Raw genomic sequence first — 19,053 nt, 5'->3', positions numbered from 1 at the left:
CTGTGAAGTGATTGTGTCCGTTCGATGGTACCGAAGCTATTCGTAGCTGCGCGCCGGGCGGATGGCGCGCGCAGCGGTCAGGGCAGGTCAGGGACGGCCAGCCCGGTACAGTAGGTGGGTGCGCAGACCAGCTCTTCCCTCCCTTCCGTTGCCCGGCGGGCAGCCCGGCGTGAAGGTCGATGCGCGCAGCGAGCGGTGGCGTGAGCATCGCAAGAAGGTGCGCGCGGAGATCATCGATGCAGCTTTCCGGGCGATCGACCGGCTTGGCCCCAATGTCAGCGTCCGCGAGATCGCGGAGGAAGCCGGCACCGCCAAGCCGAAGATCTACCGCCATTTCACCGACAAGTCCGACATGTTCGCCCAGATCGGCGAGCGGATGCGGGACATGCTGTGGGCGGCAGTCATCCCGTCGATCAACATCGAGTCCGACACCGCCCGCCAGATCATCGGCCGGGCCGTCGAGCACTACGTGGAGTTGGTCGACCAGCACCCGAACGTGGTGCGTTTCCTGCTGCAGGGCCGGTTCGCCGACCAGTCGTCGGCCGCGATGAGCACGGTGAACCGGGGCCGCGACATCACCCTGGCGATCGCCGACATGGTCAGCAGCGAGCTCAAAGAGATGGATCTGGATCCCGCGGTGTTCGAGCTCGCGGCGTTCGCGCTGTTCGGTACCGCCGCCTCGGCCACCGATTGGTGGTTGGGCGCCAGCGACGACGGCGCCCGACGGATGCCGATGGAGCAGTTCGTGGCCCACATGACCACCATCATGATGGGCGCGGTGAACGGCACCGGTGAACTCGTCGGCGTGGTGATCGACCCCGACCAGCCGATCAGCAGCGCCGTGAAACGCCAGGAGCCCGTTGCCTGACCTGGGCTGTTGCGGTCCGCCGCACCCAGTCTGGATACTTGGTACCCGGTACCGCCGTTCCCGGGAAGGCCGTGAGCTATGTCCGCCGTCGTCACCCGCGCGCTGATCATCGGATCCGGATTCTCCGGGTTGGGAATGGGCATCGCGCTGAAGAATCAGGGCTTCAAAGACCAGGACTTCCTGATCCTGGAGAAAGCCGACGAGATCGGCGGCACCTGGCGGGACAACACCTACCCGGGCTGTGCGTGTGACATCCCGTCGCACATGTATTCGTTCTCGTTCGAGCCGAAACCGGACTGGACGCACATGTGGTCGTTTCAGCCGGAGATCTTCGACTACCTCAAGGGCGTCACCGACAAGCACGGGCTGCGGCGCAACATCCGGTTCAACACCCATGTGGACCGCGCGCACTGGGATGAGACCGACGCGCGCTGGCATGTCTTCGACAAGTCCGGCCAGGAGTACGTCGCACAATTCCTGATCTCCGGGGCGGGCGGCCTGCACATTCCGTCCATTCCCGAGATCGAGGGGGCCGACGCCTTCACCGGGGCGATGTTCCACTCCGCACAGTGGGATCATGGGGTGGACATCTCCGGCAAGCGGGTGGCGGTCATCGGCACCGGTGCCAGCGCCATCCAGATCGTGCCGGCGATCATCGACAAAGTCGCCGGTCTCGATCTGTACCAGCGCACCCCGGCCTGGGTCATGCCACGGCCCAACAACGCTTTCCCGCAATGGATCCGACGGTTGTTCACCTATGTCCCCGGTACCCGGGCGCTGATGCGCGCGGCCATCTACTGGATCCACGAGGGCGTCGGATTCGCCATGACCCAGCAGCCACGACTGCTCAAGATCGGCGAGCTGATGGGCCGCTGGAACATCAACCGCAGCATCAAGGATCCGGTGCTGCGCCGCAAGCTCACGCCGAGCTACACGGCGGGCTGCAAACGAATCCTGAACTCCGACACCTACTATCGCGCCATCGCCGACCCGAAAGCCGATGTCGTCACCGAGGGCATCGCCAGGCTGACCCCGACGGGCATCGTCACCCGCGACGGTGTCGAGCACCCCACCGACGTGGTGGTGTGGGCCACCGGCTTCCATGTCACCGACTCCTACACCTACGTCGACATCAAGGGCGCCGACGGTGAGGACCTGGTGGACCGCTGGAACCGGGAGGGCATCGCCGCCCACCGCGGCATCGCGGTGGCCGGGATGCCGAACCTGTTCTTCCTGCTGGGACCGAACACGGCGCTGGGCCACAACTCGGTGGTGTTCATGATCGAGTCTCAGATCCGGTATGTGGCCCAAGCCATCGCGGCCACGGATGCGGCGGGCGCCAAGGCGCTGGCGCCGACGCGCCGCGCCCAGGACGATTTCAACGCCCAGCTGCAGCACGATCTGGAAGGCACGGTGTTCAACACCGGAGGTTGCCAGAGCTGGTACATGGACGCCCACGGCGTCAACCGCACGCTGTGGAGCGGGATGACCTGGCAATACTGGCTGGCGACCCGGCAGTTCCAGCCGGCGGAGTACGAGTTCAGTCGCTGATCGACACGACACGTCAACACAAGTTGTTGTGTTGCGGCGCGCCGTCGCACCCCAGTTGTAGTGTCGTGGGAGCAACTCACCACGTTTTGAATTGGGGTCCAAGGTGTCCGATGGAATGAAGCTGATCGACCGTGTCTCGGCCATCAACTGGAACCGTCTGCAGGACGATAAAGACGCGGAGGTCTGGGACCGGCTGACCGGCAACTTCTGGTTGCCGGAGAAGGTGCCGGTGTCCAATGACATCCCGTCCTGGGGCACCCTGACCGCCGCGGAAAAGCAGCTCACCATGCGGGTGTTCACCGGTCTGACGCTGCTGGACACCATCCAGGGCACCGTCGGCGCCGTCGCACTGATCCCCGACGCGCTGACCCCGCACGAGGAAGCCGTCTACACCAACATCGCGTTCATGGAGTCGGTGCACGCCAAGAGCTACAGCAACATCTTCTCCACGCTGTGCTCGACGGTGGAGATCGACGAGGCGTTCCGCTGGTCGGAGGAGAACCCGAACCTGCAGCGCAAGGCGCAGATCGTGATGGACTTCTACAAGGGCGACGACCCGCTCAAGCGCAAGGTGGCCTCCACGCTGCTGGAAAGCTTCCTGTTCTACTCCGGCTTCTACCTGCCGATGTACTGGTCCAGCCGGGCCAAGCTCACCAACACCGCCGACATGATCCGGCTGATCATCCGTGACGAGGCCGTGCACGGCTACTACATCGGTTACAAGTACCAGAAGGGGTTGGCGCTGGTCGACGAGGCAAAGCGCCAGGAGCTCAAGGACTACACCTATGAGTTGCTCTTCGAGCTGTACGACAACGAGGTGGAGTACACCCAGGATCTCTACGACAGCGTCGGCCTGAGCGAGGACGTCAAGAAGTTCTTGCGCTACAACGCCAACAAGGCGCTGATGAATCTCGGCTATGAGGCGCTGTTCCCGAAGGACGAGACCGACGTCAACCCGGCGATCCTGTCGGCGCTGAGCCCCAACGCCGACGAGAACCACGACTTCTTCTCCGGCTCGGGGTCCTCGTATGTGATCGGCAAGGCGGTCAACACCGAAGACGCGGACTGGGACTTCTGACGGCGCAACCGTTTTCGCGTCACTTCGGGAAGTGCGGGCGCAGCGCCGCGGCCAGCATCCGGTCGACGGCCCGGTCGGGTAGCACGCGCACCAGTGTGAGCAGGGCGGCTTCGCGGCCGACGGTATAGCGGGTGCGGGGTTTGCGCGCCGTGACCGCCTTCGCGATCGTCTTCGCGGCAGCCTCCGCGGGCAGACCCGACCCGGTGTGCGCGGCGGTCTGCGCGGTGATGGCCTGTATCAGCGGACCGTAGCGCCGATCCTGCTCGGGTGTCATGGCCGCGGCCAGTGCCCGGGCGGTGTCGATGGTGCGGCCGGGCATCTCGGTGCGGATGGCACCGGGCTCGACGACCACGACGTCGACACCCGACGGAGCGAGTTCGCGGCGCAGGGCGTCGCTGACCGCTTCCAGGGCGAACTTGGTGCCGGCGTACGGACCGTAGGTGGCCATCGCGATCCGGCCACCCACCGAGCTGATGTTGACCACCCGCCCCTTGTTGTCGCACAACGCCGGCAGAAGCGCCTGGGTTACGGCGACATGCCCGAACAGGTTGACCTCGAACAGGCGGCGCCACGCATCGATCTCGAAGACCTCGACCGGGACGTTCACCCCAACGCCGGCGTTGTTGATCAGCGCGCGCACGGGTCGCGGGTCTCGTTGCACCCTGGCGGTGAGGTTGTGGATGTGTGCCGGATCGGTGATGTCGAGTAGCACCGGTTCGATCGCCGGGCCGCGTACGGCGTCGCCGTCGCGGTCGCGTCTGACGCCGGCGAGCACGTGGAAGCCGCGCCGGGCCAGCTCGCGTGCGGTGGCCGCACCGATGCCGGTGGACGCACCGGTGACCACGACCAGCTCGTTCGATTCAGATGACAGTGTCATCTTAATTAAGCTACCCGCTGAGATGACGGTGTCAACATAAGGTGGTGGGCATGAGTCGCACCGAATCGGCGGCCGCCACCCGCCGTGCCCTGCTCGATGAGGCGACGGACCTACTCGACGCGGGCGGGCCGGACGCGGTGACGCTGCGCGAAGTCGGCGCGCGCGCGGGTGTCAGCCGGGGCGCGCCCTACCGGCACTTCGCGAACAAGGAGAGCCTGCTCGTTGCGGTGGCCGCCGAGGGCTGGGACATGGTCGGCGACCGCATGCAGGCGGTGCGGGCGGACTCCGGGCTGTCGGCTGTGGACAGGTTGCGGGCGGCGCTGCTGGCCCTGATCGCCCTCAGTCGTGAGCGTCCGCATTTGTACCAGCTGATGTTCAGCGCACCGGCGGCTGACCCGACGGCGGTGGTCCGCGCCGCACAACGCAGTTGCGACGAGTTCGTCGCCATCGCCGCCGGTGTGGTCGGCGAACCGCACGCCCAGCGTTACGCGGCCGTTTTGTTGACCGGCGCACACGGTGCCGCCGGCCTGGGCCGCAGCGGCTTGCTGCACACCGACAAATGGCACACCACGCCAGAAGAACTCGTCGACGCCTTCGTCACGACCATAACCCCGGGCGGGTAGCCCGCCGCCCAGCCCGTCAGGCGGCGGTCGGCATCGGGGCGCCGGTCGGCCGGCGTGACGCGGCGTTGCCCTTGTCCACCTTGTTGATCAGCGACCGGGTCGCCTTCTCCAGAATTGCTTGGGCAGCAATGGGATCGGTCTCGCGGGCGGCCCGTCGGGCGCCTGCGGCGATGGTCAAGCCGCGCTCGTACCCGGCCACCACCCGCGGATCGACATATGAACTACGGGCGACGGCGGGGGTGTTGCCGAGCTCCTCGGACACCTCCTTCATCACCGCTGCCTCAACGCGTTTCACCACGCGTTTGGACACCGGGGGATCGGCATCGACGAAAGCCGTTGCGGCCAGCACGGTCCCGTGCCAGGTGCGCAGATCCTTCACGCTGTAGTCCGCCCCCACCAACTCCTTGAACCGGGCATTGAGATCGTCGGCGTGGATATCTGCCCAGCCCGAGGCGGCCCGGCACACCAGCAGGCGCTCGGTCCCGTTGCCGCGACGCAACAGCGCCTTGACCGCCCGGGCCACTTCCGGATCCTCCAACTCCAGGCGGCGTTGCACACCGCTCTTGGCCGGATAGTCGAACGACACCGCGTTCCCGCTGACCTTGACGTGTTCGCACAACAATGTTGCCAGACCATAGGATTCGTGCTCCTCGGCGTACTGTTCGCCGCCGGCGCGGAAGTACCCCTGATCCAGCAGATGCAGCGCCAGTGCCAACACCCGGCCGCGGTGCAGGCCCTTGCCGCGCAGATCCGCGCCGACCCGTGCCCGCCAGTCGGGCAGCCGGGCGGACATCTCCAGTACCCGGTCGAACTTCTCCTCCGCGCGCTCCTGCTGCCACCGCGGATGGTAGAGATACTGGCGCCGGCCCGCGGCATCGGTTCCGACCGCCTGGATGTGCCCGTTGGGATGCGGACTGATCCACACCCGCTTCCAGGCCGGCGGGATCACCAGGGCCTTGATGCGCGCCACGGTGTCGTCATCGCTGAGCAGGTTTCCATCGGGGCCGTAATAGGCGAACCCCTTTCCCCGGCGCTTCCGGGTGATCCCGGGAGCCGTCAGCACACTCCGCCGCAATCGCATGACGCCTTCCTCACCAGATGAGTCGTGCTGTCCGGATTACCCGGGTGAGCAGCGCGCTACACCTGCCCAAACACCGGTTTGCCCGGCCGTGAGACGGGGCATCCTGAGGGACATCGGCGCGAGGGAGAATGGTCATGGCAGCGAACGCGATTGCAGATTCCAACGTCGTCGATCTGGCAGCGCGGCGGGCAAGGCGCAACGTGCGGCGATTTCGGGCCATGGGGCGCAGGAGTCAAACCGCTGATGCTGCCGGAACCCCGCAGCCGTGTGTGGTGCTGCCGTTCAAACGGCACCTGGCTCCGATTTCTCAGCAACTTCACGGCATCCGTTGAAGGTCTTCCTCTGTTGAGCGCGCAATCTCAATGGTGACGGTCGGAACACCGGCCACCAGGAGGACGCCATGTCAGCTCTCAGGATTGCCGACACCAATGTCGTCGAGCTCGCCCCCCGCCGTGCCCGGCAGAACATGCGGGCTCTCGTCGAGGCCAAGCGCAGGCACCCGTCGCACGTCGGTCGTATGCAGGTCAGAAGGTCGACATCGGAGGATTGCCGGGTGCTGCCGTTCAGGCGGTGAGTGGTATCCAGGCCGTCACGGTCGTTCCGGTACCAGGGGCGCTCGACACCCCGAACTCGCCCGACAGCGCCTGCACCCGGTCGCGTAAGCCGACCAGCCCCGAGCCACCGCCCGCGACGGCGCCCCCGACCCCGTCATCGACCACCGACAGCCGCAGGCCGCCGTTCTCGGCAACGGCCGTCACCGTTACCACCTCGGCCTGGGCGTATTTCGCCGCGTTGGTGAGGGACTCGGCCACCACGTAATAGGCGGCGACCTCAACCGATTCAGCCAAGCGCGCGTCGACCCGCACATCCAGCTCGACCGGCACCGGTGAGCGCCGGGCCAGCGTCCGGATGGCCGGAGCCAGCCCACCCTTGGACAGAATCGCCGGGTGCAGACCCCGCGACAATTCCTGCAGATCCGCGTACAGCCCGGCGAGACCGTCGACGATGGTGGACAACTGGTCGCGCACCGCGCCGTCGGCGGCCGCCTCCGCGGCCCGCAGCTGCAGGCTCAGTGCCACGATGCGCTGTTGGGCGCCGTCGTGCAGGTCGCGTTCGAAACCACGTCGTGCCTGATCGGCGGCCGCGACGATGCGGGCCCGGGACGCGGTGAGTTCGGCGCGGGTTTCGGCATTGCCGATCGAGGTGGACACCAGGTCGGCGAAATCGCAGATGTGCGCCTCGACGTGGTCCGGCACCGACCGCGGCGCCGGCCATGCCACGATGAGGGCGCCGCGGGTCGCTCCGTCGACGATCACCGGGGCGCCGGCGCCCGAGCGCATCCCGAGTTGGCTCAACGCGACGGCCACCTCACCGGTCGCGGCGGCGTAGTCGTCGATGCGGGCAGCAGCCCCCGTGCTGCGGATCCGGTCGCCGACGTTGTCACCCCGTAACGAGAACCGTTGTCCGACGGCGAAAGCCCTCGGATCACAGGCGGCCAGCACGACGGCGTGATCGCCGGATTCGTAGCGCAGCAGCGTGACATGTCCGGCGCCGAGGCTGTGCGCCAGCTCCGACACGGCGACGTCGTACACATCCGCCGGGGCGGCGCCGCGCGCCACCAGGGTCGCCACCCGGCGCAGCGCGGCCTGCTGGTCGGCCAGCGCCGCGGCCTCATGCCGGCGTTGCTCGGCCTCGGCGGCGCGCAGTCGGGCCTGTCCGACAAGCACATTCGTGACCAGCGCCAGAGTCAGGAACACCGCCACGGCGGGGGCCAGACTGTCCCGGCCCTCCAGGTGGAAGTAGACGTAGACCAGTGCGCTGGCCGCCGAGGTGGCCAGCGCCAGGCCGAATCCCCAGCCGGCCGACACCACCAGCACACCGAGCAGGAACACCGCCCCGAACGCGTTGTCGGGTGCCACTGCCTTGAGCCCGAGTACCAGCAGCGTCTCGGCCGCGATGAAGACCGCGGCGACCACCACACCCCATCGGAGGGGCCGGGCGGTGGGCCGCACGATGAGCGCCAGCAGGCGGGAGGGCAACGAACGCCAGTTCACTCCGGAGATGTTATGGGGCATCTTCACAGGAACCTTTCCGGCTAGCGGTAATGCCTAATCCGCGCGATGCTGCCAAGCTCGACGTATGCCCGGTTCCCCCGTGATGCGAGCGCTCATCGTCGATGACAGCGCTGCCTTCCGGGATGCGGCGACCATGATGTTGGCCCGCGGCGGGATCACCGTGGTGGGCACGGCGACCGACCGCGCGGGGGCGCTGACCGCCAGCCGGAGTCTCACGCCCGATGTGGCCCTGGTGGACGTCGACCTCGGCGCGGACAGCGGCTTCGACGTCGCCGAGCAGCTCACTGGCGTGCCGGTGATCCTCATCTCCACGCACGACGAGCAGGACTTCGCCGACCTGATCGCGGCCAGTCCGGCGCGCGGTTTCCTGCCGAAGTTCGCGCTGTCGCCCGAGGCGATCCGGGGGCTGCTGGCCGGCTGAGCGTCAATGCGAGTCCAGGAACAAGATCACTGCGCGCACCCGCCGGTGATCGTCACCGGTCTCCGGCAGGTCCAGCTTGGTCAAGATGCTGCGCACGTGTTTTTCCACGGTGCCCTCGGTCACCCAGAGCCGGCGGCCGATACCACCGTTGGACAGGCCCTCCGCCATCAGCGCCAACACCTCACGTTCGCGCGTACTGAGCGCCGCCAACGGATCGTTACGGCGCCGCGCCGATACCAACTCGGTGACCAGGGCCGGGTCGATCACCGAGGCGCCGGCGGACACCCGGTTCAAGGTGTCGACGAAATCCTCGACGTCGGTCACCCGGGTTTTGAGCAGGTAACCGATACCGCGGCCGCCCGCGAGCAGCTCGGTGGCGTGTTCGACGTCGATATGCGCGGACAGCACCACGATCCCGGTGTCGGGGAATTCGGTCCGGATGGTGCGGGCGGCGTCCAGGCCCTCGGTGCTGTGCGTGGGCGGCATCCGGATATCGGTGAGCACCAGATCCGGTTGATGCGTGCGCACCAGTTCCAGCAGCGTGGGCGCGTCGCCGGCCTGACCGGCCACCTCGAATCCCGATCGCTGCAGCAGGCTGGCCAAGCCCTCCCGCAGCAGCACGTCGTCCTCGGCGATGACAACTCGTATAGCCACCCGTAGCCCTTTCCGGTGATGCCGTTGCGGCCGCGACATTCTCGCATCTCGCGGCGGGCGCGGTGCGGGTTGCACCCGATATGGCGGCTAGCCCTACCCGGGCGGTACCGCCAGCGTGCAACCGCAATTGCGGCCAGCATTGCAGACATCGTCGCTGCCCGGGAGCACAGTGGACACGTCGAACCAGTTCAACGAGGAGACCGAAATGACTGCAGCCTCGACCCGCGGCACGCACACCCTGTCCCTGCTCGACGGCGAGATCGTGGAAGAGTCCGAGCTGGGTTCGATGCGTCGCGTGACTGCCGACGATATGCCGATCCTGAAGAACCTGTCGATCAAGCGGGTGCTGCTCAACCCCGGCGCCATGCGTACCCCGCATTGGCATGCCAATGCCAACGAGCTGACCTACTGTGTGTCGGGCACCGCGCTGGTCTCGGTGCTCGACAACCACAACAAGTTCGCCAGCTTCATCGTGACGGGCGGTCAGATGTTCCACATCGACTCCGGGTCGCTGCACCACATCGAGAACATCGGCACCGACGTAGCCGAATTCATCATCGCCTTCCGCAGCGAACGCCCGGAGGACTTCGGCTTCGGCGCCACCCTGGGTGCGTTCTCCGATGCGGTGCTGGGCAACACCTATGACCTGCCGTCCTCGGACCTGGCCAAGATCCGGCGCGACATTCATGACCACAAGCTGGCGGCGCGCACAGGCGCCCCCGAGATCCCTGCATCGGCGTATTTCGCCGATCCGCACAAATTCGACATCGAAGCACAGGCGCCCGGCCTCAACTACGCCAGTGGTAACGCGAGATTCGCCCGCGACCAGTTCTGGCCCGCGCTCAAAGACATCTCGATGTACTCGCTGCGGGTCACCGAGCAGGGCATGCGCGAACCGCACTGGCACCCGGTGACCGCCGAGATGGGCTACGTGCAACACGGCGCCGCGCGCATGACGATCATGAATCCCGATGGGACACTGGATACCTGGACCATGAAGACCGGTGACATGTACTTCATCCCACGCGCCTACCCACACCACATCGAGAACATCGGCACCGATGACTGGCATTTTCTGATCTTCTTCGATCAGCCGTTCCCCGCCGACATCGGTTACCGCGCCTCGGCGAGTGCGTACTCGCGCCAGGTGCTGGCCGCGGCGTTCGGCACCCATATCGATGATCTGCCGAATTTTCCGTTCACCCCGGCCGATCCGCTGATCGTCAGCAAGACGAATCCGGTCGACGCGTGACGGTGGTGGGCCGGCCCGTCGACCGGGTCGAGGGGCGCGACAAGGTCACCGGAGCGACGCGGTACACCGCCGACACCCCGGTGCCCGGAATCACTTTCGCGGCACTGGTGCAATCGGAGATCGCGCACGGTGAGGTGACGGCCGAGTCGATGGCCGCCGCCGCGGCGGCCGCGGTGGCCGCACCGGGAGTGTTGCACGTGCTGACCCCGCTGAACTGCCCGCCGCTGCAGATGCTGCCGGAAGACCTGACCTGGGATCTACCGCTGGAACGCCGCCCACCGCTGTCGGACCTGACGGTGCAGCACGCCGGCCAGCATCTGGCCCTGGTGGTCGCCGACACCCCGGAGAACGCCACCTATGCCGCCTCGCTGATGCGCTTCGAATACCGCGTGGCCGCTGCGCAATTGAGTGCGGCGCAGGTGCTCGCGGAACCAGCCCCGGCCGACGAAGGGGCAATCCGGCATGGTGTCTACCGCCCGGACCATTTCGTCAAACTGACCGACGAGAAGCTGCAGGACGCACGCGGGCCGGGGTGCACGTGCAGGGGCCGACGGGTGCGCGCATCATCCCGATCGCCGAGTTCTTCACTGCCGCCCGGCCGGACCGGGACAACACCATGGCGGCCGCGGAACTGATCACCGGAATCGAGCTCCCGCCAACATCGTTCGCTGCCCACAACTGGTACCTCAAGGTTCGCGACCGGCACAGCTACGCCTTCGCGCTGGTGTCGGTCGCCGCCGGCGTCGCTTTGGCCGACGGCCTGATCACCTCGGCGGGCATCGCACTCGGGGGCGTCGCCGCCAAACCCTGGCGGGTCACCGCGGCCGAAGGTGTGCTGCTGGGCGAACGGCCGGGGAACGGCGTCTTCCGTCGTGCGGCCGAGCTGGCGCTGACCGGCGCGCGGCCGCTGAGCCAGAACGGATTCAAGGTCGATCTGGGTAAACACGCCGTGGTGCGGGCCCTGCAGCGCGCGTGCGGACCAACCACCGGCGATGAACCCGCGGTGAACGACGGGACAACTGTCTGAACCGGCAGTGGCGCGTACGGCCCGGACCGTAGAAGCTTGTTGCGTGACCACCTCGACTTCGCTCGTCGCCCGGATCCTGGACTGGCTGCGCGCCGGATACCCCGAAGGTGTGCCCGGCGCCGACCGGGTACCGCTGCTGGCGTTGCTGCGCAACACCCCGCTGACCGAGGATCAGGTCAAAGAAGTGGTCGTCAACATCACCGCTGCGGGGTCGCCCGCGCTGGCCGACGGTGAGATCGACAAGGACGAGATCGAGGCGTTCATCGCCGAGGTCACCCACCATGACGCCGGCCCGGAGAACGTGCGCCGGGTGGCGGCCAAGCTGGCCGCGGCCGGCTGGCCACTGTCCGGCGTCGAGTCCGAGGTCACCGACAGCTAGGCCGGGTGTGCCGGGCAGCCGGCTGACCCGCCACCTGCCGCGCCCGCGACGGGTACCTGACGGATCGCCCGGGCCCGGATCCGCCCACCCCGGTGCGGCACCAGGATGACGTGCTTGACGCGCTGGCGTTCGCCCGCCTCGGTCGTGGTGTCCAGTTCGACACGGCGCAGCACCTCGCGCAGTACGACCCGCATCTCCGTCATCGCGAACGTCGCGCCAAGGCATCGGCGGTTCCCGCCGCCGAACGGCAACCACGTGCCCGGCGTTACGCCGAGCATCCGGTCCGGGTCGAAGCGGTCGGGGTCGCGATACTGGGCAGCGCTGCTGTGCACCAATCCGATACCCGGGGCCACCATCACGCCTCGGGGCAGCCGGTAGCCCGCGATGTCGGCCGGTTCGGTGAGCACCCTGCCGACGTCGAAGACCACCGGCCGGACGCGCAGGGTCTCCTTGGCCACCGCGTCGAGGTAGTCGTCGCCGGCTGGATCCCCAGCGGCGCTGGCTTCGGCGGCCTGCACCGCTCTTCTCAGGATCTCCGGGTGGCGGGTGAGCCGCTCCAGGGCCCAGGACAGGCCGGTCGCCGTCGTATCATGGCCTGCCAGAAGCAAAGTCATCAATTGGTCGCGCAGTTCACGGTCGGACATGCCCTCGCCGGTGCGGATCAGCATCGCCAGCGCATCGGTACGGTCGGCCAGCGCGGGATCGCGTCGGCGCTCGGCGATCTCGGCGTAGAGCAAGGTGTCCGCATCGGCGATGCGGTCGCGCACCCGATGCCACGGCCTGCGCTGCTGCAGACCGGCTTCGGCGATCGAGAGGCTGTCGAAGGTGTTGAGGCTCAGCAACGGGGACAACACCGCGCGTAGTCGCGCCAGCCGGTCGGGATCGCTCGCGCCGATGACCGTGCGCAGGATCACTTCCATGGTGATGACCGACATCCTCGGCGCCACAGCGAAACTCGTGCCGACCGGCCATTCGGCGATCGACGCGGCGGTGATGTCGGCCATCGCCGCGGTCTGTCGGTCCACGGCGCGGCGGGTGAACGGGGCCAGCATCAGGCGGCGCCGGTTGGCGTGCACCTCGTCGTCGATCACCAGCACCGAGCTGTCGCCGAGCAACCCGCTCAGCATCGAATTGGCCTCACCGGCATGGAAGACGCGCGGATCGCCGGCGAACACCTCCTTGATGTCGGCGGGATCGGCCAGATACACGACGGTGCCCAGAGATGAGAGCCGCAGCGTGAACACGTCGCCGTACCGGCGGTGGCAGGCCGCCACAAATCGGGGCCAGTAGCGCAGAAACAGCGCCGCCTGTGCCATCCGCGGAAGGCGTGGCCCGGGCGGAAGGGTGGACGTGATGGCGGTCACATCGGCCATCGTACTGCGGAGCCGACGAAGCCTCCGCCAACCGTGAGATCCTTGTTAGGGTCACCTAACTAGGCGGCGACGGCGGGGGTGTGGCATGGATTTCGTGGGGATCGGTGCGGCTGCTCGCAGATTCGGTCTGGCGGAATCGGCGTTGCGGTACTGGGAGCGGCGCGGCCTGCTGCGCCCGGTCCAGCTCGGCTCCGGGTGGCGCCGGTACGGTCCCGACGAGCTGCACCGGATCGGCTTGATTCAGATGTGGCGGGAAACCGCCACGTTGAGCCTCGACGAGATCGCGCTCATTTTGGCGGCCCGCAACCATGACTGGCGCAGGGTGGTCAGCGGGCGCATCCACACGATCGAGGACCAGCAGGACCGTCTGGCCCGGGCCAAGGAGCATCTGGAGCACCTGCTGACGTGTCCGCACGCCGATCCGGCGCAAGACTGCCTGCACCTGCGCGCGGCCACCGCCGCCGCGTCCGGTTCGCCCCGGAGCGCCGGGCTCCGGGGCGAACGCACAGGCTAAATGGTGGACGCGTCGATGACGAAGCGGTACCGCACGTCCGAGGACAGCACCCGCTCATAGGCCTCGTTGACGTAGGAGGCCTCGATGACCTCGATCTCCGGGGTGACGTCGTGCTCGGCGCAGAAATCGAGCATCTCCTGGGTCTCCGGGATGCCGCCGATCATCGAACCGGAGATGCTGCGGCGGCCGCCGGCCAGCGGGAACGCCGGCACCTCCAGCGGATGCTCGGGGATGCCCAACTCGACGAGGGTGCCGTCGACCTTGAGCAGGCCCAGATAGTCGCCCATGCTCAGGTTGGCCGAGACGGTGTTGAGAATTAGGTCGAACTTGCCGGCCAGCTTGCTGAAGGTGTCCGGGTCGGCGGTGGCGTAGTACTCGTCGGCGCCCAGACGCAGGCCGTCCTCCATCTTCTTGAGCGACTGGCTCAGCACGGTGACGTGCGCGCCCATGGCGTGGGCCAATTTGACGCCCATGTGGCCGAGGCCGCCCAGGCCGATCACGGCGACCTGCTTGCCGGGGCCGGCGTTCCAGTGCTTCAGCGGGGAGAACAGGGTGATACCGGCGCAGAGCAGCGGCGCGGCTTTGTCCAGCGGGATCGAATCCGGGATGCGCAGCACGTAGCTCTCGTCGACGACGATGGCGGAGCTGTAGCCGCCGTAGGTGGGGCTGCCGTCGCGCTCGGTCGAGTTGTATGTGCCGTGCATGCCGTAGTCGCCGGTGCAGTACTGCTGCAGCCCGGCCTTGCAGTTGTCGCATTCGCGGCAGGAGTCGATGAAGCAGCCGACGCCGACGTGATCGCCGACCTTGTACTTGGTGACATCGGAGCCGACCTCGGTGACCACACCGGCGATCTCGTGACCGGGTACCACCGGGTAGTTCGGGGTACCCCACTCGGCTTTCACGGTATGGATGTCGCTATGACAGATGCCGGAGAACTTGATGTCGAAGGCGACATCGTGCGGGCCTACGGCGCGACGCTCGATGGTGGTCTTGCTCAGATGGCCGGACGCCTCGGTGGCGGCGTAGGCGGAAACGGTGGTGGTCATGGGTTGGTGATCCTCTTCATCGACGTACCTCTTGAATGCGCAACAAGCGCCCCCGCTAAACGTTAACGAAGGTAACCGAGCACGGCTCGGCGACGGGCGCGACTTTGCACCGACTGTTGTTTCAACCGCGCCCTGTGCCGGTCTAGTCCCGGATCGCGCTGTGAATCAGGTTATAACCCCGGCGCCCGGAACCCGGCGGCGAAGCTGACCCGGTCGTAGCGCGCCACACCGTCGCGCGTGTACGGGTCGCCGGCGACGACGGCGTCGGCCTGCTCGACGGTGATGTCGCCGGTGACCAGCACTGCGCCCTGCGCTTGCGCGGTGCGTCCGGCCAGGATGACGCGCCCGGCGGCCACTTCGTCGGCGAGCCAGGCCAGGTGCGCGGGCCGGCTGGCATCGACGATCTCGTCCGGCTGCAGGTAGGTCAGGCTCAGCACATGGAACACGCTGTGAGACTAGTGCGTGGGCTGCGGCACCGAAACGCCCGACTGTCGATCGACAGAAATCACACGTGGCACCGATGGGTGTCGATCACCGATGTGCTGTGTTCCCGTCGTTCGGGGGTCGCCGCATCCAGGATGCCGAGCACCCGCAGGCATGCGTCGGCGACATGCATCGGCAGCTCCGAGCGCTGCGGTCCGTGCGGTACCGACCACATGTTGACCAGCGATTCGACCAGCCGGAACGGCAGGTCGGCGGCCGCGGGATGCACCCCGGTCTGGTCCAGCACCGCCCGGCTGAGCGCCAGGTAGTGCAGCCGCAGCCGTTCACGGTCCGACCAGAACGGCTCCAGCCGGGCGTCGCGCAATTCGGGCAGCAGATACAGGGCACCCAGATTCCAACGGCCGCTGAGCAATTGATCACCGTCGAATGCGGCGAGGGCGTGCAGGTGCTGGGCGGCGGTCAGTGCCGGGGTGGCCCCCAGCAGCGTCGGGATGAAGGACAGGGTCGGCGTGACGGTCTGGCTCAGCAGGGCGCACAGGATGTCGTCCTTGGTCCTGAAGTAGTGGTAGAGCGACGCCTGCCGGATGCCCACAGATTCGGCAATGGTTCGGGTGGACGTGCCCGCATATCCCAGCGTGGTGAACAATTCGCTTGCCGCATCCAGGATTTCATCGCGAGCCGTCATTCCCGGGCGCCGCTGCGTCTGCAGTCGGGGCCGGCCTGCGCGGGTGAGCGACATGTCCCCATCGTGACTGATCACGACCTTGATAGGTATGTCCGACCGTATCTGTCACATGATAGAAACGCGCGATACGCCTCGGTTACCTACGGCCCGGAATTGGTTACGCCAGCGACACCCACCGGGCGGGCCTGCAGTGAAAACTGTCGATTGACAGGCCAGCGTCGGCATCGCAATCCACACCGGGAGAATGCTCATGGGCATCGTCGTTTCCGCGGTCGACGCACCCGCACACCTGCGCGCCGCGGCCTCGGCGAACCCCGAACCCGTCGCGAGCATCGGCGACCTGCACGTGACCTTCCGCCGCAACGGCGCAGAGGTGCACGCCTTGCGCGGGGTCACGTTGACCGTGGCGCCCGGCGAAATACTGGGTCTGGTAGGCGAGTCCGGCTCGGGCAAGAGCGTGCTGGGTTTCGGCATGCTCGGGTTGCTGCCCGCCCACGCGCGCATCGACGGCACCATCACGGTGGCCGGCTCGGACATGGTGCACGGTGACGCCAAGGCGCTGCGCAAGATTCGCCGCCTCGACCTGGGCGCGGTGTTCCAGGATCCGATGACGTCGCTGAACCCCACCATGCGGATCGGCAAGCAGGTCGCCGAAGCCGCGGGCGGCGACGAGCAGGCGCTGCGACTGCTCACGGCGGTGGGCATTCCGGACCCGGCCCGAAGGATGCGTTCCTACCCGCACGAATTGTCCGGCGGCCTGCGCCAGCGGGTGATGATCGCGATCGCCATCGCCGGTGACCCCGAGTTGATCATCGCCGACGAGCCCACCACCGCACTGGATGTCACGGTGCAGGCCCAGGTGCTGACGCTGCTGCAGGGGTTGCGCGACCAGATCGGTTGCAGCATCGTCTTCATCACCCACGACCTGGGCGTGGCCGCGCAGATTTCCGATCGCATCGCGGTGCTCTACGCGGGCCGCATCGCCGAGATCGGACCGACGGCGCGGGTGCTCGGCGCACCCGCACACCCCTACACCCGCGGCCTGCTGCGGTCCCGGCTGACACTGCAGACTCCGAGGCGCAGCCGGCTAGCCGCGCTTCCGGGATCGGTGCCCAGCCCCCTGTCGCCGCTGCCGGGATGTGCCTTTGTGCCCCGCTGCGATCTGGCCACCGAGGACTGCACGAAAACGCCCCCCGACCCGGTCCCGGTGGGCCCGGATCGGCTGAGCGCCTGCGTGTTACCGCCCGACCGGAATGGCGCTGCTGCCCAGATCGGGCACGATGCAGAACCAATTGCGCCACAACCTGATTCGGACCCTGATCAACCACCTGCGGTGGCGCTGACCGATATCACCAAAACCTTTGCGGTGGCACGCCGGGGCAAACTGCAGGCGTTGCGCGGCGTGACACTGCGGGTCGGCCACGGCGAATCGGTCGCTCTGGTGGGGGAGAGCGGGTCGGGCAAGTCGACCCTGCTGAGGGTGATCGCCGGCCTGGCCAAGGCGACTTCCGGCTCGGTCACCCTGGCGGGCGGGCAACGGCCGCAGATGGTGTTTCAGGACGCGGGTGCCTCGCTGACCCCGTGGCTGTCGGTCGGCGAGCTGATCGCCGAGCGGCTCCGCGGTACCAAGATGTCCCGCGCGCAACGCCGGGATGCGGTCATCGAGGTTCTGGACCGGGTGGGGTTGCCGGCCGAGGTGGCGAGATCGCGCGCCGGCCAGCTCTCCGGTGGTCAGCGCCAACGTGTTTCGCTGGCGCGGGCCACCGTCGTGCCGCCGTCGGTGCTGTTGTGCGACGAGCCGACCAGTGCGCTGGACGTCTCGTTGGCGGCATCGGTGCTCAACCTGATCGGTGACCTGCGCCGGACACTGGACATGTCCGTGGTGTTCGTGACCCACGACCTGTCGGTGGCCCGGGTGGTCGCCGACCGGATCGCGGTGATGTACCTCGGCCGCATCGTGGAAGTCGGTCCGGCCGAACAGGTGATCGGCGATCCCACCCATCCCTACACCAGGGCGCTCGTCGATTCCATCCCCGATCTCGGCCGCGAAACCCGGGTGCTGGCGGGCGAACCCGCCAGCCCGCTGTCACCCCCGCCCGGATGTGCATTCCACCCGAGGTGCGCCATCTCCGTCGAAGCCTGCGCCGGCGACGACCTCGACGTCCGGCTCGAAGGGTTCCCGGGCAACCCGCACCAGGTCGCCTGTATCGAACGGAAGGCGGTCTGATGGCCATCGCAGTATCGGCGCCCGGCCTCGTCCGCGAATCGGCCCGGTGGCGGCCGTCGCTGCCGCAGTCCCGCTCGACGATCGTCAACTGGACCGGTGTGGCACTGGTGGTCTTGGTGACCCTGACGGTCATCGCGGTACCTCTGCTCGCCCCGCACGACCCGCTCACCCCGGTCGGCTTGCCACTACAGGCGCCGGGCGGGCACGGGTTCCTGCTGGGCACCGACAGTGTGGGTCGCGACATCTTCTCCCGCGTGCTCTACGGCGCCCGGTCCAGTTGGTTCGCGGCGCTGGCGGTGGTGGCGCTGGGTCTGCTGATCGGCGGCCTGGTCGGCCTGATCGCCGGTGCCACGGGTGGTTGGCTCGACGCCACGCTCATGCGCATCACCGACGGTTTCCTGTCGTTACCTGCGCCCGTGCTGGCGATCGCGGTGGTGGCCGCCCTCGGACCGAGCTTCCTGCACACGTTGATCGCGGTGTCCATCGTGTGGTGGCCCTTCTACGCGCGGCTGGTTCGCGGCGAGGTGGCCCGGCTGGCCGCACGCCCGCACGTGGAAGCCGCGAAACTGGCGGGTGTCAGCCGCTTTCGGCTGGCTGGACGGCATCTGTTACCCGGTGCGGTGCCCAACGCCCTGGTGGCCGCCAGCCTGGACATCGGCACCCTGATCCTCACGCTGGCCGCGCTGTCGTTTCTCGGGCTCGGACAGGCCGCACCCGCGCCCGAGCTGGGTGCCGACTCGGCCCGCAATCTCAGTTACTTCCTGCAGCAGTGGTGGATTCCGGTGATGCCCGGACTCGCGGTGCTGGTGCTGGCGCTGGTCGCCAACATCTCCGGTGACTGTCTGCGCAACCTGATGAAGACGAACTAGGCGGGGCCG

Annotated in this window: 22 protein-coding genes; 14 read left to right on the top strand and 8 right to left on the bottom strand. The window is 67.6% G+C overall.

Going from position 1 to position 19,053, the window contains the following annotated elements:
* Positions 1–61: 61 nt before the first annotated feature.
* From ACXPWS_RS21345 to nrdF, 3 genes are all read left to right on the top strand, one after another.
* On the top strand, positions 62–868 hold the full coding sequence (locus ACXPWS_RS21345; RefSeq protein WP_458708561.1) for a TetR/AcrR family transcriptional regulator: 807 nt from the start codon (positions 62–64) through the stop codon (positions 866–868).
* 78 nt (positions 869–946) lie between these two features.
* Positions 947–2,419: a flavin-containing monooxygenase gene (locus ACXPWS_RS21340; RefSeq protein ID WP_458708560.1), complete on the top strand. Its 1,473-nt coding sequence runs from the start codon at positions 947–949 to the stop codon at positions 2,417–2,419.
* A 115-nt stretch (positions 2,420–2,534) separates the two neighbouring features.
* Positions 2,535–3,497: a class 1b ribonucleoside-diphosphate reductase subunit beta gene (nrdF, locus tag ACXPWS_RS21335; protein WP_458708559.1), complete on the top strand. Its 963-nt coding sequence runs from the start codon at positions 2,535–2,537 to the stop codon at positions 3,495–3,497.
* A gap of 19 nt (positions 3,498–3,516) precedes the next feature.
* On the opposite strand, the gene ACXPWS_RS21330 is transcribed toward nrdF, so the two are convergent.
* Entirely contained in the window at positions 3,517–4,374 is an 858-nt protein-coding gene (locus ACXPWS_RS21330; RefSeq protein ID WP_458708558.1) for an SDR family NAD(P)-dependent oxidoreductase, read from the bottom strand.
* A gap of 50 nt (positions 4,375–4,424) precedes the next feature.
* Here ACXPWS_RS21330 and ACXPWS_RS21325 point away from each other — a divergent pair, with 50 nt between their 5' ends.
* Positions 4,425–4,997, top strand: a complete 573-nt coding sequence (locus ACXPWS_RS21325; protein ID WP_458708557.1) for a TetR/AcrR family transcriptional regulator — start codon at positions 4,425–4,427, stop codon at positions 4,995–4,997.
* 16 nt (positions 4,998–5,013) lie between these two features.
* Here ACXPWS_RS21325 and ACXPWS_RS21320 read toward each other — a convergent pair whose 3' ends face one another.
* Entirely contained in the window at positions 5,014–6,078 is a 1,065-nt protein-coding gene (locus ACXPWS_RS21320) for a DNA topoisomerase IB (RefSeq protein ID WP_458708556.1), read from the bottom strand.
* A 134-nt stretch (positions 6,079–6,212) separates the two neighbouring features.
* Here ACXPWS_RS21320 and ACXPWS_RS21315 point away from each other — a divergent pair, with 134 nt between their 5' ends.
* Together ACXPWS_RS21315 and ACXPWS_RS21310 are read left to right on the top strand one after the other, a co-directional pair.
* On the top strand, positions 6,213–6,410 hold the full coding sequence (locus ACXPWS_RS21315; RefSeq protein ID WP_458708555.1) for a hypothetical protein: 198 nt from the start codon (positions 6,213–6,215) through the stop codon (positions 6,408–6,410).
* A gap of 68 nt (positions 6,411–6,478) precedes the next feature.
* A complete protein-coding gene (locus ACXPWS_RS21310) occupies positions 6,479–6,652 on the top strand; it encodes a hypothetical protein (protein ID WP_458708554.1) in 174 nt (57 codons plus the stop codon).
* Here the strand turns inward: ACXPWS_RS21310 and ACXPWS_RS21305 are convergent.
* The gene (locus tag ACXPWS_RS21305) at positions 6,642–8,132 is read right to left on the bottom strand and encodes an ATP-binding protein (RefSeq protein ID WP_458708553.1); all 1,491 of its coding nucleotides are present in this window, start codon (positions 8,130–8,132) and stop codon (positions 6,642–6,644) included. The two genes, ACXPWS_RS21310 and ACXPWS_RS21305, sit on opposite strands and share 11 nt — an antisense overlap.
* 103 nt (positions 8,133–8,235) lie before the next feature.
* On the opposite strand from ACXPWS_RS21305, the gene ACXPWS_RS21300 reads away from it, so the two are divergent.
* Positions 8,236–8,574 (top strand): response regulator, encoded by a 339-nt coding sequence (locus ACXPWS_RS21300; protein ID WP_458713637.1) that lies wholly within the window; start codon positions 8,236–8,238, stop codon positions 8,572–8,574.
* A 3-nt stretch (positions 8,575–8,577) separates the two neighbouring features.
* Here ACXPWS_RS21300 and ACXPWS_RS21295 read toward each other — a convergent pair whose 3' ends face one another.
* Positions 8,578–9,222: a response regulator gene (locus tag ACXPWS_RS21295; protein ID WP_458713636.1), complete on the bottom strand. Its 645-nt coding sequence runs from the start codon at positions 9,220–9,222 to the stop codon at positions 8,578–8,580.
* 211 nt (positions 9,223–9,433) lie between these two features.
* Here ACXPWS_RS21295 and ACXPWS_RS21290 point away from each other — a divergent pair, with 211 nt between their 5' ends.
* From ACXPWS_RS21290 to ACXPWS_RS21275, 4 genes are all read left to right on the top strand, one after another.
* Positions 9,434–10,480: a cupin domain-containing protein gene (locus ACXPWS_RS21290; protein WP_458708552.1), complete on the top strand. Its 1,047-nt coding sequence runs from the start codon at positions 9,434–9,436 to the stop codon at positions 10,478–10,480.
* Entirely contained in the window at positions 10,477–11,115 is a 639-nt protein-coding gene (locus ACXPWS_RS21285) for a hypothetical protein (RefSeq protein ID WP_458708551.1), read from the top strand. Before ACXPWS_RS21290 ends, ACXPWS_RS21285 begins: the two co-directional genes overlap by 4 nt.
* Positions 11,097–11,507, top strand: a complete 411-nt coding sequence (locus ACXPWS_RS21280; RefSeq protein ID WP_458708550.1) for an FAD binding domain-containing protein — start codon at positions 11,097–11,099, stop codon at positions 11,505–11,507. Before ACXPWS_RS21285 ends, ACXPWS_RS21280 begins: the two co-directional genes overlap by 19 nt.
* A 73-nt stretch (positions 11,508–11,580) precedes the next feature.
* On the top strand, positions 11,581–11,886 hold the full coding sequence (locus tag ACXPWS_RS21275) for a DUF3349 domain-containing protein (protein ID WP_458713635.1): 306 nt from the start codon (positions 11,581–11,583) through the stop codon (positions 11,884–11,886).
* Here ACXPWS_RS21275 and ACXPWS_RS21270 read toward each other — a convergent pair.
* The gene (locus ACXPWS_RS21270) at positions 11,883–13,202 is read right to left on the bottom strand and encodes a cytochrome P450 (RefSeq protein WP_458713634.1); all 1,320 of its coding nucleotides are present in this window, start codon (positions 13,200–13,202) and stop codon (positions 11,883–11,885) included. The two genes, ACXPWS_RS21275 and ACXPWS_RS21270, sit on opposite strands and share 4 nt — an antisense overlap.
* Before the next feature lie 142 nt (positions 13,203–13,344).
* Here ACXPWS_RS21270 and ACXPWS_RS21265 point away from each other — a divergent pair, with 142 nt between their 5' ends.
* Positions 13,345–13,773, top strand: a complete 429-nt coding sequence (locus tag ACXPWS_RS21265; RefSeq protein WP_458708549.1) for a MerR family transcriptional regulator — start codon at positions 13,345–13,347, stop codon at positions 13,771–13,773.
* Here ACXPWS_RS21265 and ACXPWS_RS21260 read toward each other — a convergent pair.
* The 3 genes from ACXPWS_RS21260 to ACXPWS_RS21250 all read right to left on the bottom strand — a co-directional run bounded on the left by ACXPWS_RS21260 (position 13,770) and on the right by ACXPWS_RS21250 (position 16,002).
* On the bottom strand, positions 13,770–14,819 hold the full coding sequence (locus tag ACXPWS_RS21260; protein WP_458708548.1) for an NAD(P)-dependent alcohol dehydrogenase: 1,050 nt from the start codon (positions 14,817–14,819) through the stop codon (positions 13,770–13,772). The two genes, ACXPWS_RS21265 and ACXPWS_RS21260, sit on opposite strands and share 4 nt — an antisense overlap.
* 170 nt (positions 14,820–14,989) lie before the next feature.
* Positions 14,990–15,265, bottom strand: coding sequence for a YciI family protein (locus ACXPWS_RS21255; RefSeq protein WP_458708547.1), 276 nt, complete (start codon positions 15,263–15,265; stop codon positions 14,990–14,992).
* A 59-nt stretch (positions 15,266–15,324) separates the two neighbouring features.
* Positions 15,325–16,002 (bottom strand): TetR/AcrR family transcriptional regulator, encoded by a 678-nt coding sequence (locus ACXPWS_RS21250; protein WP_458708546.1) that lies wholly within the window; start codon positions 16,000–16,002, stop codon positions 15,325–15,327.
* Between the two features lie 196 nt (positions 16,003–16,198).
* Here ACXPWS_RS21250 and ACXPWS_RS21245 point away from each other — a divergent pair, with 196 nt between their 5' ends.
* Positions 16,199–18,175, top strand: coding sequence for a dipeptide ABC transporter ATP-binding protein (locus tag ACXPWS_RS21245; protein WP_458708545.1), 1,977 nt, complete (start codon positions 16,199–16,201; stop codon positions 18,173–18,175).
* Positions 18,175–19,044 carry an ABC transporter permease gene (locus ACXPWS_RS21240; RefSeq protein WP_458708544.1) on the top strand — a complete coding sequence of 290 codons (870 nt, stop codon included), beginning with the start codon at positions 18,175–18,177 and terminating at the stop codon, positions 19,042–19,044. Before ACXPWS_RS21245 ends, ACXPWS_RS21240 begins: the two co-directional genes overlap by 1 nt.
* Positions 19,045–19,053 lie beyond the last annotated feature (9 nt).

This window comes from Mycobacterium sp. BMJ-28 (assembly GCF_054404835.1).
This window is presented reverse-complemented; position numbering and strand designations above follow the sequence as displayed.

Bases quoted from the DNA above. Each gene is read 5' to 3' on its own strand.
- ACXPWS_RS21315 (WP_458708555.1), top strand. From the start codon at position 6,213: ATGGCAGCGAACGCGATTGCAGATTCCAACGTCGTCGATCTGGCAGCG.
- ACXPWS_RS21340 (WP_458708560.1), top strand. From the start codon at position 947: ATGTCCGCCGTCGTCACCCGCGCGCTGATCATCGGATCCGGATTCTCC.
- ACXPWS_RS21260 (WP_458708548.1), bottom strand. From the start codon at position 14,819: ATGACCACCACCGTTTCCGCCTACGCCGCCACCGAGGCGTCCGGCCAT.
- ACXPWS_RS21290 (WP_458708552.1), top strand. From the start codon at position 9,434: ATGACTGCAGCCTCGACCCGCGGCACGCACACCCTGTCCCTGCTCGAC.
- ACXPWS_RS21345 (WP_458708561.1), top strand. From the start codon at position 62: ATGGCGCGCGCAGCGGTCAGGGCAGGTCAGGGACGGCCAGCCCGGTAC.
- ACXPWS_RS21325 (WP_458708557.1), top strand. From the start codon at position 4,425: ATGAGTCGCACCGAATCGGCGGCCGCCACCCGCCGTGCCCTGCTCGAT.
- ACXPWS_RS21250 (WP_458708546.1), bottom strand. From the start codon at position 16,002: ATGTCGCTCACCCGCGCAGGCCGGCCCCGACTGCAGACGCAGCGGCGC.
- ACXPWS_RS21245 (WP_458708545.1), top strand. From the start codon at position 16,199: ATGGGCATCGTCGTTTCCGCGGTCGACGCACCCGCACACCTGCGCGCC.
- ACXPWS_RS21300 (WP_458713637.1), top strand. From the start codon at position 8,236: ATGCGAGCGCTCATCGTCGATGACAGCGCTGCCTTCCGGGATGCGGCG.
- ACXPWS_RS21310 (WP_458708554.1), top strand. From the start codon at position 6,479: ATGTCAGCTCTCAGGATTGCCGACACCAATGTCGTCGAGCTCGCCCCC.
- ACXPWS_RS21320 (WP_458708556.1), bottom strand. From the start codon at position 6,078: ATGCGATTGCGGCGGAGTGTGCTGACGGCTCCCGGGATCACCCGGAAG.
- ACXPWS_RS21240 (WP_458708544.1), top strand. From the start codon at position 18,175: ATGGCCATCGCAGTATCGGCGCCCGGCCTCGTCCGCGAATCGGCCCGG.
- ACXPWS_RS21280 (WP_458708550.1), top strand. From the start codon at position 11,097: ATGGCGGCCGCGGAACTGATCACCGGAATCGAGCTCCCGCCAACATCG.
- ACXPWS_RS21265 (WP_458708549.1), top strand. From the start codon at position 13,345: ATGGATTTCGTGGGGATCGGTGCGGCTGCTCGCAGATTCGGTCTGGCG.
- ACXPWS_RS21270 (WP_458713634.1), bottom strand. From the start codon at position 13,202: ATGGCACAGGCGGCGCTGTTTCTGCGCTACTGGCCCCGATTTGTGGCG.
- nrdF (WP_458708559.1), top strand. From the start codon at position 2,535: ATGAAGCTGATCGACCGTGTCTCGGCCATCAACTGGAACCGTCTGCAG.
- ACXPWS_RS21330 (WP_458708558.1), bottom strand. From the start codon at position 4,374: ATGACACTGTCATCTGAATCGAACGAGCTGGTCGTGGTCACCGGTGCG.